The organism is Candidatus Methylomirabilota bacterium, from assembly GCA_035315345.1.
GTDB lineage: Bacteria > Methylomirabilota > Methylomirabilia > Rokubacteriales > CSP1-6 > CAMLFJ01.
Genome location: DATFYA010000105.1, coordinates 1 through 17271, shown reverse-complemented (window position 1 = coordinate 17271; position 17271 = coordinate 1). Strand labels below are relative to the sequence as shown.

Annotated in this window: 18 protein-coding genes and 2 tRNA genes; 15 read left to right on the top strand and 5 right to left on the bottom strand. The window is 68.8% G+C overall.

The annotated features are described in order from the left end of the window. Positions 1-24: 24 nt before the first annotated feature. The 3 genes from VKN16_14045 (at position 25) to VKN16_14035 (ending at position 556) form a co-directional block, all read left to right on the top strand. Positions 25-100: transfer RNA gene (locus VKN16_14045), tRNA-Lys, on the top strand. 35 nt (positions 101-135) lie between these two features. Then, positions 136-360, top strand: a complete 225-nt coding sequence (locus VKN16_14040; GenBank protein ID HME95323.1) for a hypothetical protein — start codon at positions 136-138, stop codon at positions 358-360. A 7-nt stretch (positions 361-367) separates the two neighbouring features. Further along, on the top strand, positions 368-556 hold the full coding sequence (locus VKN16_14035; protein HME95322.1) for a hypothetical protein: 189 nt from the start codon (positions 368-370) through the stop codon (positions 554-556). 7 nt (positions 557-563) lie between these two features. Here VKN16_14035 and VKN16_14030 read toward each other — a convergent pair whose 3' ends face one another. Beyond that, positions 564-785, bottom strand: a complete 222-nt coding sequence (locus tag VKN16_14030) for a hypothetical protein (protein HME95321.1) — start codon at positions 783-785, stop codon at positions 564-566. 32 nt (positions 786-817) lie between these two features. Here VKN16_14030 and VKN16_14025 point away from each other — a divergent pair, with 32 nt between their 5' ends. From VKN16_14025 to VKN16_14015, 3 genes are all read left to right on the top strand, one after another. Beyond that, on the top strand, positions 818-1243 hold the full coding sequence (locus tag VKN16_14025; GenBank protein ID HME95320.1) for a nitroreductase family protein: 426 nt from the start codon (positions 818-820) through the stop codon (positions 1241-1243). Beyond that, positions 1237-1518 (top strand): hypothetical protein, encoded by a 282-nt coding sequence (locus VKN16_14020; GenBank protein HME95319.1) that lies wholly within the window; start codon positions 1237-1239, stop codon positions 1516-1518. The genes VKN16_14025 and VKN16_14020 overlap by 7 nt, the downstream gene beginning before the upstream one ends. A 345-nt stretch (positions 1519-1863) precedes the next feature. Beyond that, positions 1864-2055 carry a hypothetical protein gene (locus VKN16_14015; protein HME95318.1) on the top strand — a complete coding sequence of 64 codons (192 nt, stop codon included), beginning with the start codon at positions 1864-1866 and terminating at the stop codon, positions 2053-2055. Between the two features lie 13 nt (positions 2056-2068). On the opposite strand, the gene VKN16_14010 is transcribed toward VKN16_14015, so the two are convergent. Further along, a complete protein-coding gene (locus tag VKN16_14010) occupies positions 2069-2452 on the bottom strand; it encodes a response regulator (GenBank protein ID HME95317.1) in 384 nt (127 codons plus the stop codon). Between the two features lie 84 nt (positions 2453-2536). Then, positions 2537-2962, bottom strand: coding sequence for a hypothetical protein (locus tag VKN16_14005; protein HME95316.1), 426 nt, complete (start codon positions 2960-2962; stop codon positions 2537-2539). Positions 2963-3396: 434 nt separating this feature from the next. Between VKN16_14005 and VKN16_14000 the strand changes: the two genes are divergently transcribed. The 5 genes from VKN16_14000 to VKN16_13980 are packed head-to-tail and all read left to right on the top strand — an operon-like array spanning position 3397 to position 10943. After that, positions 3397-4047 (top strand): TetR family transcriptional regulator, encoded by a 651-nt coding sequence (locus VKN16_14000; protein HME95315.1) that lies wholly within the window; start codon positions 3397-3399, stop codon positions 4045-4047. After that, complete coding sequence (locus tag VKN16_13995) at positions 4047-5297, top strand: efflux RND transporter periplasmic adaptor subunit (GenBank protein ID HME95314.1); 1251 nt, start codon at positions 4047-4049, stop codon at positions 5295-5297. Before VKN16_14000 ends, VKN16_13995 begins: the two co-directional genes overlap by 1 nt. Beyond that, positions 5294-8401, top strand: coding sequence for an efflux RND transporter permease subunit (locus tag VKN16_13990; GenBank protein HME95313.1), 3108 nt, complete (start codon positions 5294-5296; stop codon positions 8399-8401). Before VKN16_13995 ends, VKN16_13990 begins: the two co-directional genes overlap by 4 nt. Next, positions 8398-9330, top strand: coding sequence for a class I SAM-dependent methyltransferase (locus tag VKN16_13985; protein ID HME95312.1), 933 nt, complete (start codon positions 8398-8400; stop codon positions 9328-9330). The genes VKN16_13990 and VKN16_13985 overlap by 4 nt, the downstream gene beginning before the upstream one ends. Positions 9331-9383: 53 nt before the next feature. Continuing rightward, positions 9384-10943, top strand: a complete 1560-nt coding sequence (locus VKN16_13980) for a S1C family serine protease (protein HME95311.1) — start codon at positions 9384-9386, stop codon at positions 10941-10943. Positions 10944-11004: 61 nt separating this feature from the next. On the opposite strand, the gene VKN16_13975 is transcribed toward VKN16_13980, so the two are convergent. Beyond that, entirely contained in the window at positions 11005-12489 is a 1485-nt protein-coding gene (locus tag VKN16_13975) for a hypothetical protein (GenBank protein HME95310.1), read from the bottom strand. 537 nt (positions 12490-13026) lie between these two features. Here VKN16_13975 and VKN16_13970 point away from each other — a divergent pair. Beyond that, a tRNA-Glu gene (locus VKN16_13970) sits at positions 13027-13105 on the top strand. 57 nt (positions 13106-13162) lie between these two features. Here VKN16_13970 and VKN16_13965 read toward each other — a convergent pair. Continuing rightward, on the bottom strand, positions 13163-13756 hold the full coding sequence (locus tag VKN16_13965; protein HME95309.1) for a J domain-containing protein: 594 nt from the start codon (positions 13754-13756) through the stop codon (positions 13163-13165). 685 nt (positions 13757-14441) lie between these two features. Between VKN16_13965 and VKN16_13960 the strand changes: the two genes are divergently transcribed. The 3 genes from VKN16_13960 to chrA form a co-directional block, all read left to right on the top strand. After that, a complete protein-coding gene (locus tag VKN16_13960; GenBank protein HME95308.1) occupies positions 14442-15386 on the top strand; it encodes a chromate resistance protein ChrB domain-containing protein in 945 nt (314 codons plus the stop codon). A gap of 1 nt (position 15387) precedes the next feature. After that, positions 15388-16374, top strand: coding sequence for an ornithine cyclodeaminase family protein (locus VKN16_13955; GenBank protein HME95307.1), 987 nt, complete (start codon positions 15388-15390; stop codon positions 16372-16374). A 134-nt stretch (positions 16375-16508) separates the two neighbouring features. Next, the coding region (gene chrA / locus VKN16_13950; GenBank protein ID HME95306.1) for a chromate efflux transporter at positions 16509-17271 on the top strand (763 nt) is incomplete at its 3' end.

Sequence of the window (17271 nt, the reverse complement as noted above, 5' to 3'; positions counted from 1 at the left end):
GTAGACTCAGCGTCCGTACGGAACGAGCCGTTAGCTCAGTTGGTAGAGCACCTGACTTTTAATCAGGGGGTCGGTGGTTCGATCCCACCACGGCTCACCATTCGGAACGTTCTCCCGGCGGGGTCGAGGTATCGCATGCGCAGGGCGACGGTGGCGTGGAGCGTGGTGCTGGCGGCGGTGACGCTGGCCGGGTGCTCGGCGTCGCCCGACATCCGGCTCCGCAATCCGGAGACCGGCCAGGTCTTCACCTGCTCGGGCGAGTCGGGCACGACGGGCCGCTGGTGGGACGAGATGGCCAAGCGCACCCGCGACAACTGCGTGAAGGATCTGGAAGGGCGCGGCTACGTCATCATCAAGTAGCCGGGCGATGACCGTCGCGGGCTGGATGGGCGCCGTGACGCTCGGTCTGGTCGGCGCCGCCCTCATCGCATGCACGACCGCGCCGATCCCGCCGACCTACACGCAGGACGAGCTCAAGGCCCGATGCGATCGCCAGCGCGGCTGGTGGCGACCCGACGATCTCATGGGCGGCTATTGCGATTTTCGGGGGCCGTGACGGGCGGCTATCCGGACTCGCGCGGTGCCGCGGCCTCGTCCTGGTCGGGCCGGCTGTCGCGCGTCATGTAGCCCAGGAAGGCGTAGATCACCCCGAAGAGCAGGTAGACGAAGCTCAGGAAGAAGAATTCGCCCGCGTTCTCCGACCGAAACAGCAGGTACGTCTGGGCCACCGCGACGGGATAGACGAGCAGGCCCCACAGCTGCACTCGCCACGTCGAACGCTTCATGGCCGCGCTCCTGTCCGATATCTCGGCCCCGCGTGCCTCGAAGGTACACCAGCCCCGCCCGACGACACCTCTGCCCTCACGTAGAATTCACGCATGGACACCTACCGCGCCGTCGTCGACAAGCGAGAGCAGCGCGCCTACCGCAGCTGGCCGCGCTCGCCGGGACCAGCGCCCGCGCCGCGGTGGTCCTCGTGCTGGTCCAGACCCGCGCCCACGCATTCGACGCGGGCCGGTGCGCGCAGAGCCTGATGCTCGCCGCCTGGAAGGACGGCATCGGCTCGTGCCCGGGCCACCTCCCCGAGGCCGCGGTTGCCACCCTCCTCGGCCGCCCATCCGACCTGTCCGTCAACCGGGCGATCGGCTTCGGCTACGTGGATGCCGAGCGGGCCGGGCCTGCCGCCTCAGTCGCCCGCCGGCGCCGGCCGCTCACCGAGCTGGTGCACTGGAACCGATGGTGAGCCCCATCTGCCTGGTGCTGGTGGCCGCCCTGCTCCTGGCCGGCTGTGCCTCGGGCCAGGCATGCCAGGGACGGACCGGGGGGTGGCTCTCGGGCTGGGGGAACACCCGCGGGGGCAATACCGTGACGGTCGGCCTGCACCGCGCCTGGTGGGACTGCCAGGACCGGACGCTGACGCCCTCGGCCCCCCAGGCGCCGCTCCCCCTGCCGGCGCCCTCCGCCGACCCAGTGCCCGACGTCCCGGGTGGGCCGTCGGCGCCGACCCCGTCTCGCTGAAGAGACGCTCGCACTGAGACGGTTGGCGTGCTAGGGTATGTGCCCCTGCGAACCGGATTGGGGGAGGGCCGGTCGGCGGGGACGGGACCATGTGCGTCTACTGTCAGGAAGATCCATCGTGCGAGCACGAGCGCGACTCGTGCGCGGCCAGCCGTGGGGAGTTCTGCCCGGAGTGTGGACACCGCACCGCCGTGATGAAGACCTACACGCCGAAGCCGAGCTTCCCGATGATCCAGCCCGGGCGCTCCCGCAAGCGAAAGCCCGCTGCGAAGGCCCCCGCCCCGGTGGTCAAGCGCGCGCGGCCCGCCGGCAAGCGTCGCGCTCGTCCCTGACGACCCGCCAGTCATGAACCTGATCCTCCTCACCCTCGCGGCCATCGCCTTCATCGTCTGCCTGACCCTCATCGATCGGCTGGGCAAGCGGTTCGATCGTGTACGGACGGCGCGGCAGTGGGAGGAGCGGGAGCGGCTGCTGGATCGACGCCCCCGGGTCGCGACGGCGAACGAGATTCGCCAGCGTCGGTCGCGGCGGAACTGACGACGACGCTCGACTAGTTGGTGCCTTTGTCCAGCGCGCTGCGGACGGCGGTGCGGAGGTCGTCGGGGCTGAACGGCTTCGAGATCACCGGGACGCGGGAGGCGGCCAGGAACCCCGCGTAGTCCATCGAGTGCGCCTGCCCCGTCACGTAGATGATGCGGGGCATCGCCGAGCCGTGGCGCAGCTGCAGGGCCCAGTACAGCGCGGCCCCGTCCATCTTGGGCATGCGAAGGTCGCTGAGGATCAAGTCGTAGCGCCGCTCGTCGCAGAGCTGCAGCGCGGCGGCCCCGTCGGCGGCCACCTCGATCTCGTAGCCGTTCTCGGCCAGCACGTCGGCGATCAGCTCGCGCACGTCGGGCTCGTCCTCCACCACCAGCACAATGGCCCGCGCGGTCATCGTCTCCTCTCGTGGCTCCGGCTCGGCTCGGCACGCTCCGGGGCGAAGTCTAACAAGGCGCGCAAGTCCCGCACGGTGCCTGGCCTATCGCACCGCCGGCCGGACGAGGAGCGGGTACCGGCCGACCCGGTGACCCGAGATCAGCAGCTCGACGACCCACACGCCCGGCAGCACCAGATCGCGCTTCTCCAGCCGATCGACCTGCCACGTCCAGAGGGCGCCTTCCCGTGACTGGTCCATCGGCAGATTGCTGGTGCGCACCACCACGCCGTCGGGATTGATCCACCGCACCTGGATGTTCAGCAGCCCGCCCGTCTGCTGGATGCCGTAGAAGAACGTGGCGGCGGTCCGGACCGTGAACTCCTTGACGCCGGCCGGCATGTTTCGCCGGAACGCGGTGTAGAGCAGGGTGCCGGGCGCGGGCGCGTCGCTGGTGAAGTAGGCGAACTTCACCAGGCTCGCCGCCTCGATCCCGGACAGGTTGAGCGCGGGCGGCGCGGGCCGCGGCATGGGGCGCGGCTGATCTCGGCGCGGTTTGATCGGCACGACCGTTCAGATGTGCAAGTCAGAGGCCACGTGCAACGTCACGAAAACGTGCAGATTTCGGGGAGAGGCCGCATCACGCTCACCCTCCAGGTGGTGGCTCGGTGACGAAAGTTGGAGCCACACGGTAGCAGGCCGGCGACGACACTGCACGCGCAATCGCGTCGGCACGAGACCGATTCCGCGCACCCACTCGCTTCACTCGCGCATGACGACACGTACACCGTTGCGGCGATCGTCCTGGCCCTCACGTCGGCGGCTCTGGCCGTCGCCGTCCACTTCACCTGCGACCACGTGACGAGCGTCGGGCCGGATGGCTCGCCGCCGAGTGGCGAGCTCCTGCGCCCCGGGGCACTTCTTGACCCGAAGTATCCAGATGGTTACTATGGGAGTCGTCGTTCATGCCGACCACAGCCCGCGTCAAGCGCCTGGTATCCCGTCCCGTCCGAGATCCGCAGCGGACGCGCGATCGCATCCTGGCCGCGGCGCTCGCCGAGTTCTCCGCCGAGGGCTTCGCGGGCGCCCGGGTGGCCCGCATCGCCCGGCGAGCGAAGATCAACAAGCGCATGCTCTACCACTACTTCGGCAACAAGGAGGATCTCTTCCGCGAGATCTTCGACCGCAAGCTGCGGGAGCGGGCCGGCTGGATCAGCGAGGCGCCCGCCGAGCTGGGCGCGAGCCTCGCGTACTGGTTCCAGATGGCCTGCGAGGACAGCGACTGGATCCGGCTGATCCAGTGGGAGGCCCTCGGGGCGGGCGAGGGGAGGGTCATCCGCGAGGCGGAGCGGCGGGCCTCGCTCGAGCGGACCCTCGAGGACCTGCGGGCGCGGCAGCGCCGGGGCCTCGTGCCCGGCGATCTCGACGTGGGCCACCTGCTCCTGACCATCCTGGGCGTCCTCGCCTATCCGCTCGCCTTCCCTCAGGTGACTCGCATGGTGACGGGCAAGCGCGCGGCCGATCCGGCCTTTCGCCGGCAGCACACCGAGTTTCTCCGCCGGTTCGCCGACGCGCTGGTGACCCGTCGGCCCGAGCCCGCCGTGGTGCGCGCCTGATGCGCCGGCTCGGCCCGCGCGGCACCGCTCTGGCCCTGACCGCCCTCCTCGGCGCCACGTTACTCGTCGGCTGTGACCGCGCGGAGCAGGCCACCGCCAAGAGCCCTCCGCCCGGCGTGCCGGTCACCGTCGCCGACGTCATGGTGCGCGACGTCCCCGTGCAGATCCGCGCGATCGGCAACGTGCAGGCGCTGGCCACCGTTTCGGTGCTGTCGATGATCAACGGCGAGGTGCTGAAGGTCCACTTCTCCGAGGGCCAGGAAGTGCCGCCGGGTTCACCGCTCTTCACCATCGACCCGCGCCAGCTGCAGGCGCAGCTGCTCCAGGCCCAGGCCACCATGGCCCAGCATCAGGCCGCGGTGAAGCAGGCCGAAGCGAACCTGGCCAAGGATACCGCCGAGCTCGAGAACGCCAGAGTCGAGGAGGCGCGCTACAAGCAGCTGGTCGAGGGCGGCTTCGTGGCCCGCGAGCAGTACGACCAGATCCGGACCAAGGAGCTCACGCTCACTGCCACCATCGACGCCGACCGCGCCGCGGTCGAGACGGCCAAGGCGCTGGTGCGGGCCGACGAGGCGGCGGTGGAGAACGTCAAGGTGCAGCTCTCCTACACCGAGATCCGCGCCCCGATCGGCGGCCGCACCGGCAGCCTGCTTCTCCACCAGGGCAACGTGGTGAAAGCCAACGACGTGGGCAACCCGATGGTGGTGATCAACCGCATCCATCCCATCTACGTGGCCTTCTCGGTGCCCGAGGCTCAGCTGGCCGAGATCAAGCGCTACCAGGCGGCCGGTCCGCTGCCGGCGGAGGCGCAGGTCAACGGCGTGCCGGGCGGCGTGGTGCGTGGCCGGCTCACCTTCGTGAACAACACGGTCGACCCGAGCACCGGCACCATCCAGCTCAAGGCCACCTTCGAGAACGACGAGAACGCGCTGTGGCCCGGCCAGTTCGTCAACGTGGCCCTCACGCTGACCCGCCAGCCCGGCGCCATCCTGGTGCCGTCGCAGGCGGTGCAGAGCGGGCAGAAGGGGCAGTACGTCTTCGTGGTCAAGGCGGACCAGACCGTCGAGGCGCGCACGGTGGTGCCGGGCGCCGTGGACGGCCGCGACGTCGTCATCACCAGCGGGCTCCAGCCCGGCGAGCGGGTGGTGACCGACGGCCAGCTGCGCCTGGCGCCGGGAACGCGGGTGGACGTGAAGACGACGCCGCCGGGGACGCCGGCGCCGGCGGCCGCGCCGAAGGCGGGCGGATGACCACCGATCTCTTCATCCGGCGGCCCGTCATGACGACCCTGCTCATGGCGGGCATTCTCGTCTTCGGCATCATGGCCTACCGGCTCCTGCCGGTCAGCGACCTGCCCAACGTCGACTTCCCGACCATCCAGGTGACGGCCAGCCTGCCCGGCGCCTCGCCGGACACCATGGCCTCCGCGGTGGCGACCCCGCTGGAGAAGCAGTTCTCGACGATCGCGGGTATCGACTCGATGACGTCGACGAGCGCGCTCGGCACCACCCAGATCACGATCCAGTTCACGCTGGAGCGCAACATCGACGCGGCCGCCCAGGACGTGCAGGCCGCCATCGCGGCCGCGCAGCCCCAGATGCCGCCGGGCATGCCCACGCCGCCGTCGTACAAGAAGGTCAACCCGGCCGACCAGCCGATCCTCTACCTGTCGCTCAGCTCGCCGACCCTGCCGCTCTACGTCGTCGACGAGTACGCGCAGACCAACCTCGCGCAGCGCATCTCCACCATCGCGGGCGTGGCCCAGGTGCAGATCTTCGGCTCGCAGAAGTACGCGGTGCGCGCCCAGCTCGATCCGAACGCGATGGCCACCCTCGGCATCGGCATCGACGAGGTGCAGAAGGCGCTCGCCGACAGCAACGTGAACCTGCCGACCGGCACCCTGTGGGGCCCGAACCAGGCCTTCAGCGTGCAGGCCACCGGCCAGCTCACCAGCGCGGCGGCCTACCGGCCGCTCATCGTGGCCTACCGCAACGGCTCGCCGGTCCGCCTGGAGCAGCTCGGGCGCGTGATCGACGGGGTGCAGACCGACAAGGTGGCCTCCTGGTTCAACGACGAGCGGGCGGTGGTGCTCGCGGTCCAGAAGCAGCCGGGCACCAACACCATCGAGGTGGTGGATTCGATCAACCGCATCTTCCCCGCCTTCCGGGCGCAGCTGCCCGCCGCGGTCAACCTCAACACGCTCTACGACCGGTCGGCCTCCATCCGGGCCTCGGTCCACGACGTGCAGTTCACCCTGCTGCTGGCCATCGCGCTGGTGGTGCTCGTAATCTTCCTCTTTCTACGAAATGTCTCGGCCACATTGATCCCGAGCCTCGCCCTGCCCATGTCGATCCTCGGCACGTTCATGGTGATGTACGTGCTGGGCTACACGATCGACAACCTGTCGCTCATGGCGCTGACCCTGGCGGTCGGGTTCATCGTCGACGACGCCATCGTCATGCTCGAGAACATCGTGCGGCACATGGAGGAAGGCAAGGGCCGCATGGAGGCCGCGCTCGACGGGGCGCGCGAGATCGGCTTCACCATCGTGTCGATGACCGCCTCGCTGGCCGCGGTGTTCCTGCCCGTGCTGTTCATGGGCGGCATCGTGGGCCGGCTGCTACACGAGTTCGCGGTGGTGATCGGCACCGCGGTCATCGTGTCCGGGGTGGTGTCGCTGACGCTGACCCCGATGGCGTGCAGCCGCTTCCTGCGGCCGCCGCGGGAGAGCCACGGGCGCGTGTACGCGGCCTCCGAGCGCGTGTTCACCGCGATGCTGAAGGGCTACGAGCGCAGTCTGCAGCTCGTGCTGCGCCATCCCCGCTTCACCTTCATGGTGTTCCTCGCCACCATCGGGATGACCGCGTACCTCTTCGTGATCGTGCCCAAGGGCTTCATTCCCAACGAGGACACCGGCCAGGTCTTCGCGTTCACCGAGGCCTCGCAGGACATCTCCTTCGAGGGGATGATGGAGCACCAGGTGAAGGTGGCCCACATCGTGGGGCAGCAGCCCTACGTCAAGCAGTTCTTCTCGGCGATCGGGGCCAGCGGCTCGAGCGTGGTCATGAACACCGGCCGCATCTTCATGCTGCTCAAGCCGCGCTCCGAGCGGGTCAGCGCCGACGAGATCGTGCAGGATCTCCGCCGCAAGCTCTCCGGCATCCCGGGGGTCAACGTCTACCCGCAGGTGCTGCCCACCATCCGCATCGGCGGCAACCTGACCAAGGGCCAGTACCAGTACACCCTGCAGGACGCGGATCTGCAGTCGCTCTACCGCTGGTCGCCGATCATGTTCGAGCGCATGAAGGGCTTGCCCGGCTTCCTCGACGTCAATTCGGACCTGCAGATCACGAGCCCGCAGGTGCTGGTGGAGATCGATCGGGAAAAGGCCTCGGCCCTCGGGGTCACCGCGATGCAGATCGAGAACGCGCTCAACAACGCCTACGGCTCGCCGCAGGTCTCCACCATCTACACCCCGACCAACCAGTACTGGGTGATGATGGAGCTGCTGCCCCAGTACCAGCGCGATCCCGCCGCGCTCTCGATGCTCTACATCCGCTCGTCCAGCGGCAAGCTGGTGCCGCTCGGCACGGTGGCCAGGCTCACCCGCACGGTGGGCCCGCTCACCGTGAACCACCTGGGCCAGCTCCCCGCGGTCACGATCTCCTTCAACCTGCGACCCGGCATCGCCCTGGGTCAGGCGGTGAGCGAGATCCAGAAGGTGGAGCGCGAGCTGCGGCTGCCCGCGACGCTCAGCAGCTCCTTCCAGGGCACGGTGCAGGCCTTCCAGCGCTCGCTCCAGGGCCTGGGCCTCCTGCTGCTCGCCGCGGTGCTGGTGATCTACCTGATCCTGGGCATCCTGTACGAGAGCTTCATCCACCCGCTGACGATCCTCTCCGGCCTGCCGTCGGCGGGCGTGGGGGCGCTCCTGACCCTGCTGATCTTCAATCAGGAGCTGAACCTGTACGGCTTCGTCGGCATCATCATGCTGGTCGGCATCGTGAAGAAGAACGCGATCATGATGATCGACTTCGCCATCGACGCGCAGCGCAGCGGCAAGCCCGCCGCCGAGGCGATCTACCAGGGCTGCCTGCTGCGCTTCCGGCCGATCATGATGACCACCATGGCCGCCCTGATGGGCACCCTGCCGATCGCGGTGGGCTTCGGCGCCGGCGCGGATTCGCGCCGCTCGCTGGGTCTCGCGGTGGTGGGCGGCCTGCTGCTCTCCCAGCTGCTGACCCTCTACATCACCCCCGTGATCTATCTCTACCTGGAGCGATTCCGGGAGCGCGCCTCCCGTCGGCGCCCCGCCGTGAGCGACATGGCGCCGCGCCCGGTGGCCGGCGGCTCGTGACCGCGGGCGACGCGACCGGCGGTTCGCTCGGGCGGCTCGGCGCCGACCCGAAGGACTTCGACGCGGTCATCCAGGCGGTGCGCTTCGAGCTGTACCGCGAGAACATCTACGGAGCGCTCGAGATGGTCGAGGCCGCCCATCACGTCCATCCCGATCCGCGGTATCTCGAGCAGGCCGCCCGCATCCGCTCGTGGCTCAGCCACCTGGCCAACCGCGACGCCTACATCGCGGCCCAGGACGCGCAGTACCGGCGCCTGCGCTGGCGGATGGGGCTCAAGCTGATCGAGAAGCGCATCCGCATGATGCTCGGCCGCAAGACCCGCAAGATGATCGAGCGCCGGGCGCGCGACCCCGAGTTCCAGGCCCTCGAGCGCGAGGTGGCCGCCGCGCACGCCCGCCGCGTGCTCGACGCGGGCAGCGGGGAAGGCGGCGTGGCAATGGCGCTGGCCGCGCGTCACCCCGACATGCAGGTGGACGGCGTCGAGGTCTCGGCCACCAACGTGCGGATCGCGCACCGGCTCAACCGGTTCGCCAACGCCCGCTTCCGCCAGGGCCTCGCCGAGGAGGTGCACCGGGCCTTTCCGGGCGCCTCCTTCGACCTGGTCTACTCCTTCGCGGTGCTCGAGCACGTGCGCGACGTCGACGAGACCATCCGATCGATCATGACCGTGCTCCGCCCGGGCGGGCGATTCTGCTTCGTGGTGCCCATGCACGAGTTCCGCGCCCGCGGCCCCATTCCCGACTACGCGCCGGTGCACGGGTACGCCGATCACTGCCGCGTCTTCAGCGAGGGCGAGCTCTACCAGCGCTTCGGCCACGAGAAGAACTTCCACCTGCAGAAGATCCCGGGCGCGTGGAAGCACGGCGAGCTGCCCGCCTGCTTCGAGCCGATCGAGTTCGGTTCCTTCTTCGTCTCCTACACCAAGTAGCGCGCCGCGCGGCGGGCCCTCCGGTTGTCGAGTCTCCGAGAGCGTGGTCGAGCTTGGTCGAGGATGCGGCCCAGACGCGCGACCGGAGTGGCCCATGGGCGAGCGGCGGAAGCGGCGGCGGCGGTTCGGCTGTTCGGCTGTTCTTGAGCGGGTCGGGCATGGGTGCTATTAGAGCGTCGGGTTCGGTGTGCGCGCCATCACGGCCGTGGCACGCGGAGAGGCGAGCTGATCCCTGGCCACGAACCTTGCAGCCTCCACGACGCGTCCAGGCCGCCGGAGCATGGGGAGGGCCCATCAAGACGAGAGCGAGCGCGATGATCCTGGGAGCGATGGCGTATGTCCTGGCGGCGGGCCTCGTGGCTCCGTCGGACGCCGCAACCGAAGCGGAGCTCCAATCGGCCGTGTTCCGCGCCAAACCGGCCGTTGTCATGGTCGCCGTCCGCATCGGCGCGAGCGCGACGGTGCGGTGCAGCGACGGGACGACGACGGTCGTGCGGCCGGGCACGATCGGCGAGCTTGGGAGCGGTGCCATCATCCATCCCGAGGGTTGGATCGTGACGAACGGTCACGTCGTGCAGCCGTACCAGGACGGCGCGGCCGGATCGTTCGCGGTCGAATTGCTCGAGCAGGCGGTGGCCTCGGCGTGCGCCGCCGAGTTGGACGGCCTATCCACACCGGCACGGACCCAGCGCGTCCGCGCGCTCGCGGCCACGCGCGAGAACCGGGAAGGCTTCGTGGTCGAGCGGTCGCTGGATGTCCACCTGTCCAATGGCAAGGGCTATCCCGCGGCGGTGAAGTTCTACAGTCCGCCCGCCTACGTGGTCGTGGCCGGCTCTCCGGATCCCTCGGGGCAGCCCCGCACGGAGCACGGCCGTGATGTCGCGATCCTGAAGATCGAAGACAAGGAATTGCCCGTCGTCCGCCTCGCCAGACACAGCACGGACCTCCATCTGGGGCAGACGCTCTTCGTGATCGGCTTCCCGGGTGTCGTGGCCTCCCACGAACTGCTCAGCCGGGCCACGCGGTACGAGCCCTCGATCACGACTGGTCGCGTCTCGGGATTCAAAGAGGACATCGGGGGCCAGCGTGTCATCCAGACCGACGCGGCCATCATTCAGGGCAATAGCGGGGGGCCGGTGTTCGACGACCGTGGCCAGGTCATCGGCGCGGCCACGTTCACGTCGACCCAGGGGGAGCAGGTCGTCCAGGGGTTCAACTTCCTCATCCCGGTCGAGACGATCCAGGAGGCCGCGCGCGCGGCCGGAGTCGTGCCCAGGGCCGACAGCATGTTCACGCGGCTGTGGAACCATGGGGTCGACCTGTACCTTCGGGACCTCCACTACCGGGCCTACCGTAACATGAGCGCAGCGGACCGAATTCACCCGGGCTTCCCCGACGTGGAGCGCGTTCGCGAAGACTGCGACATCAAGCACAAGGAGCAGGGGTATCTCCACCGCGAGGAGTACCAGTGGGGTCTGACGGGTGTCCTGCTCCTGGGCGGGATCGCGGGCGTGTGGTTCGGCGGGCGACGGATCGGGTTCGCGACGCGCCAAGGCATCCGCCGCATCGTCCGCGAAGAACTCGACGCGCGAAACGGACGCTACGAACGCTAGTACACCGGCCAGGCGCCGGCGCGCCCGGCGCGCGCGTCAGCTGTCACGCTCGTGACGGCGACTACAGGCTCCGCAGGAACGCGACGAGGTCGGACTTCTGCGTGTCACTGAGCGCGAGGTTGAACCGGCGGTCGTAGAAATCGACGGCGTCCCGCAGCGTGGCGGCGGCGCCGTTGTGGAAGTAGGGCGCGCGGCCGGCGAGCCCGCGCAGGATCGGCCCCTTGAATCGCCCGACGTCCTTCCACTTGCCGGTGATGAGCGCGCGACCGGGATCCGTCACGATCTTGATCTCCCGGGTGGTCTTGTTACGCAACGTGTAGACCGGCATGTCGCCGACGGGCAGCCCGAACCGGTTGTGCACGCCGTCACCACCCTGGGCCACCGACACGGGGGGGTCGGCGACGCCGATGTCGAGCGGCGCCGGTACCGAATGATCGCCCGCGTTCGGCGTATCGTGGCAGGTCGTGCACGTGCCGACGATGGGGACGTCGAAGTTGCCCGGTCCGCCGAAGTCGTCGTTGACGCCGGACACCCCCGCGATCGGAATCACCACCGTGTTGAACAGGGCCTGGCCGCGGGCGACGGCGCCCCGCGCGCGATTGCGGCCGCCGCCGAGGAGCCGTGCCCACGCGTCGTACTCGGTGAACACGATCGGATCGAACGCCGGGTTCGAGCCGGCGCAGTTGACGCCGCTCGCATCGCAGCCCAGCGGATCGTTGTCGCCGAAGACGAACGACCGGCGCGACAGCCTCTCGGGACCGCCCTGCGCGCCGGCGGTGTGGAGATGGCCGGCGGCGCGATCGAAGATCTGGGCGGTGAAGTTGCCCATTTCGTACTCGACCATCTCATCCCGCGTGACGTCGTCGAGCGGGTTCGGCGCCTGCGCGTGGCCCTGCGTCGCCGAGTTCGACTGGTGGGAAAGGTCGAAGTGGATGGCCGAGGGCGACCCCCGCTCGATGGTCTCGCGGCCGTCCCACATCACGGTGCTGAGGAACGCGAGGTTCGTCGCGGGTAGCGGCCGGCGGAAGAGGGACAGCTCGCGGTCGCGGTTGTTTCCGGCGTAGCCGTACGGATCGCGGACCGCGACGAGCTCGAACTCGGCATTGGCGGGAATGGAAATTCCGACGCGGATGAGGCCTTTGGTCAGGAGCATGCTGTAGGCCCGCCCCCGCGCCTCCCGGGTGGAGACATCGGCGAGTGGCGAGTTCGCGCCGTCATTCGTCCGGAAGATCGGGTCAGTACCGCCGGTCGCCTCGAAGCGCGCCTGGATGCCGCGGGCGCTCACACTCATGTTGTTCTCGGGCTGGTGGCAGGTCACGCACCGGCGCCCGTTCAGTCCGAGGTCGCGGAAGAACGGATTGTCGGGGGCGACGACCGGGAATCCAGCGACGTTGATCGTCCGGGCTCGGCCCGATTCGTTCGCCACCGTGAAGACGGGCCCGCGCGGCCCGCCGCCGTCCTGGCCGCGAACCGACGAGGTGGTCAGAATAGCGCCGACCAGGGCGAGCCCGAGAGCGAACCCTACGCATCGACCTTGATATCGCATCACGGATCCTCCTCCGCGCGCGAGCGGTCCGCCGGGACGGCCCGGCGCGTCGCACAATTCCTCTGACAGAGGAATGGGCTCCGGGCTCGAGTCGCGAGACTCGCCGATCGGGCGATAGGCGCCGCGCACGTCCTGCACCGCAAGAGATCCCACCCGGCCATCGCTCGGCTTCTTCAGAAAAATTCCCGTCACGAGGCTTCGGCGAATATAGCATGAGGAGTCAGGCCGACCCGCCGACGCGTTGCGCTCAGCCTTCTTCGGAGTCGATCCGGCCAGAGCACGCCCATGAACGATGACGAGATCCGCCAGGACGATGTTGAGGAACTCCGCCGTGTCCTCCAGTGTCCGCAGCCGCGCCCGTTGCACGAGCTCCAAGCCCGCGACCCCGTCCCCGACTAGGAGCCGGTGCACGGCCACGCCGATCACTGCCGCGCCTTCAGGGGAGTTCTACCAGCGCTTCGGCCGCGTCGTCCGGTTGTCGAGTTTCCAGGGGCCTGCTATCATGCCGCTGCCATTCCGCACGCACAGCGGCCCAGGGACCCCGTCGTCTAGCCTGGCCAAGGACGCGACCCTTTCAAGGTCGAGATCGCGGGTTCGAATCCCGCCGGGGTCACCATTGATCTGACTCGCCGCCGCTCCAAGCCCGCGGAGGGCGGTCGCGGTCATCGCGTCACTACGTTCCGCTCGAGTCGCCTGCTCCGAGCATGAACGACCCGGGGCCTAGCGCCGGATCGGGTGAGGTCGAGGTAGGCAGACCAAACTCGCGGCTCTCCACATAGTCGACGCCAGCCACAGTGATCGCCATTCCATCGTCCGTCATCTCGATGAACTTCTTCCCTCGCAGATACCACAGAGTGAACTGTGTCTCGTCGATCGAGCAGCCGAAGAGGTCAGGGATGACCATGAGAGGCAAGCTCGGGCGGTGTGGCTCGGTGCGGCGGACGTTGTAGAGAGCCTGTAACAACTGACGACGTAAGTCCCGCTCGTCCTCGGTGCGGCGCTCCGAGAGTTCTCGTTCTGGGGGACCGCCGTTGCTCGGCGGCGGCGAGGACGTGCCGAAGGTGTCGCGGTCGTACGCTGCTCGGCGCACTGGATCGCACAGCACGCGGTAGGCGGCGACGACGTTATGGAATGCCTCGCTGTCGCCGGTCTCCTTGTTGTCTGGGTGGTAGAAGGCGGCGAGCAGCCGGTACGCCTTGGTGATGATCAGGGGCTGGGCCGCCCGGCTGACCTGAAGCACCTCGTAGTAGTTAGGAGTGCCCGGCATGTGCACTGGAACAGAGCCCTCTCTACCGCACAGGGAAGGCGGAGGTTTGGCCGACTTGAGAGACGGTGACCGCGGTGTTGCCCGTGTCCATGTCCACTACTGTCTCTCCTGTTCGCGGCGTGCTTCCCGACGAGGGCATGAGTGGATCGACACAACACATGATAGCTGTGTCCCAATATTTCCGCGTGACCGTGTGCGCGACTCTCAACCCGCACGGACATCCTTCAGGGTCCGGGAATGGGGCGACGGCGGTGGGCCGAGAGGATCGGGCCCAGGCACGCCACGGCCGGGGTCCGGAAGGGTCGGAGCCCTGAGAGGGCCCCGGACCGTGCGGGAACGGACCGGGAATCCGTGGCGGCGGCGACGGTTACGCGGCGGCGGGGAGCGCGAGGCGCAGCGGGATCGTCGGAAGCCAGGTCAGGTCAGTCCCGCCGGGGTCACCAGCGCTTTGGCTCGCTCCCGATCCGGACCCGCGCGTCCCGGTTACAGGCGGCAGCAGGGCCCGGACGACGGCCCCAAGAAGCAGCGATGGGTTCCCAGTCGCCGACGTCGTCTCCCGGTCGTCGAGGTAGGAAAGGACGCCCACCTCCGCCGCTATGAGCTGCCGGATGACTGCGAGCGACGGTCGCTCGGCCCAGGCGCGACTGCTCCGGCTTGACAGGGACATGAAACTAGTGTTTCATCCATGGCGATGAGCCAGCAACAACTCCTCCTTCTACTGTTGAGCCTGCCCCCCACGCCGTCTAGCCTGCGGGTGCGAGTATGGAGGCGCCTGCGCTCCCTTGGCGCGGTTGCCCTCAAGCGGTCCGCGTATCTGCTCCCGGACACGCCGGAGCGTTACGAGGATTTCCAGTGGCTCGCTCAAGAGGTGGAGCGCGACGGGGGCGAAGCCACGCTCATCCGCGTCCAGCAGATCGAGAACGTCAGCCCGGGGGATGTGCTGCGCTTGTTTCACGAGCCCCGCGACCGAGAGTATCGACAGCTCGCTCTACGTTACCGCCGGCTCCTGCCGGGCCTGGAAGGGAAAGCCATTAGCCCGAAGATGCACGACAAGCTCGCCCGCCTGTCCAAGGACCACCAGCGGATCCGCGGCATCGACTTCTTCGACGCCCCCGGCGGAGCCGAGGTGAGGCGTCTCGAGGAGGCCATCGCCATGCGTACCAGACGTCCCGAAACACCGGTGCCGGAGCCACGGCTCGATCTGACCAAGCTGCGAGGACGCCGGTGGGTCACCCGGCCCAGGCCGCACGTCGACCGCGTCGCTTCGGCGTGGCTGATCAGGCGGTTCATCGATCCAGATGCAGTGTTCCTGTTCGCTCCGCCGGCCGAGTTTCCCAAGGACGCGATTCCTTACGACGCGCCGGGGGCGGAGCTCAGCCATCAGGGCGAGGACTGCACATTCGAGACGCTGATCAAGCGCGCGAATTTGCGTGACCGGCGGCTCATCCGGCTCGCGGAGGTAGTACACGAGGCGGACCTGCGCGACGGCAAGTACCCGCGCGAGGAGGCGCGCGGCATCGACGTGGCGATCCGGGCCCTGCTCACCGCCGCGGCAGACGATCACCAGGTGCTGGCACAAGGCATGACGCTGTTCGAAGGGCTGTACACCAACACCTCCGGAAAAGGCTGAGATGCCGATTCTCGCGTTGTCCCGCGCGGATGTGTTCGAGCTGCTCAGTCTTCGCGAGTGCGTCGACGTGGTCGAGTACGCCTTTCGGCTGCATGCCGAGGGTCGAACCCTCGGGCCCGGCGTACTCTCGGTGCCCGCCACGGGTGGGGCCTTCCACATCAAGGCGGCCGGGCTCCTGGGCGAGCGTGCGTACTTCGCGGCGAAGACCAACGGCAACTTCCCCGGCAACCCCAAATGTTCCGGGCTGCCCACGATCCAGGGATTGGTGGTGCTGGTCGACGGCGAGCGCGGGACGCCGCTGGCGGTGATCGACTCCGGGAGCGTGACCGCGTTGCGGACGGGGGCGGCGACCGGGGTTGCGGCGCGGTACCTGGCGCGGCCCGACAGCCGGACGGCCACGATAGTGGGGTGCGGGATTCAGGGCGAGCTGCAGTTGGCGGCCATCGCCGCCGTCCTTCCGCTGGAGCGGGCGTGGGTGCTGGACATCGACCACGCGCGAGCGGAGTGCATGGCGGCCCAGGCGAGCACCCGGCTGGGGCTGGAGGTCGAGGCGGTCAAGGATCTTCGAAAGGCACTGACTGCCAGCGACGTATGCGTGACGTGCACGCCATCGCGCCAGGCGGTAGTAGCTGCGGCCGACGTCGCTCCCGGCACGTTCCTGGCGGCGGTCGGCGCCGATGCGCGCGGCAAGCAGGAGCTCGAGCCCGCCTTGATGGCGAGCTCCACCGTGGTCGTCGACGTGCTCGCCCAGTGCGTGGAGATCGGGGAGCTGCAGCATGCGGTGGCACAGGGTCTCCTGGCGCCGGAGGACGTGCATGCCGAGCTCGGTGACGTCGTCGCGGGGGGGCGGCCCGGTCGTAGCCGTGCTGAGGAGATCACGATCTTCGATAGCTCGGGCACGGCGCTGCAGGATGTGGCGGCGGCGGTGGCGGTGTACGAGAAGGCGCGGCGTGACGGTCGAGGTCAGGAGGTGGCGCTCGATGGCTGAGACGATCGGCAATACGTGGAAGGAAATCACGTTTTCTTGATGGGACTGGCCCGGTTCACCGCGGCGCTGATTCGGCTCGCGCGGTCGTTGCCGGGCCAGACCGCATGGGGGCGATGATGAGCCGGCCGACGACGATGCAGTTGCTCAAGTATTTCCTCTATCTGGGCAGCCTCGGCTTCGGGGGACCCGTCGCGCTGGTGGGCTACATGCAGCGCGACCTGGTCGAGCAGCGGAAATGGTTCACGAAGGACGAGTACATGAAGTCCCTGGCCCTCTCGCAGCTGGCCCCGGGGCCGCTCGCGGCGCAGCTTGCGATTTGCCTCGGCTATGTGCACTCCCGGGTGCGAGGGGCCACGATGGTGGCGCTCGCCTTCGTGCTGCCATCGTTCGTGATGACGGTGGCGATCAGCTGGCTGTACGTGCGGTTCGGGGGCTTGTCCTGGATGCAGGCCGCATTCTACGGCGTCGGGGCGACCGTGATCGGCATCATCACCATTGCCGCCTACAAGCTCGCCCGGCTCACGATGGCGAAGGACCGCCTGCAGTGGGTCGTCTTCGCCGTGATGGCGGTGGTCACCGCGTGGACCGAGTCCGAGAGCCTCTGGCTCTTCCTGCTGTGCGGCGTCGCGGTCATGGTCGCACAGGCGCCCCCGGCGTGGCTCCGGCGCTCGGCCCCGGTGTGCTTCGCCGTCGCGATGACGCCGGAGCTGCTGGCGCAGATCCTCTGGTTCTTCGCGAAGGCGGGCGCCTTCGTCTTCGGCAGCGGCCTCGCCATCGTGCCGTTCCTCTACGGTGGCGTCGTCCAGGAGTATGGCTGGCTCAACGACAAGCAGTTCGTCGACGCCGTCGCCGTCGCCATGCTCACCCCCGGCCCCATCGTCATCACGGTGGCGTTCA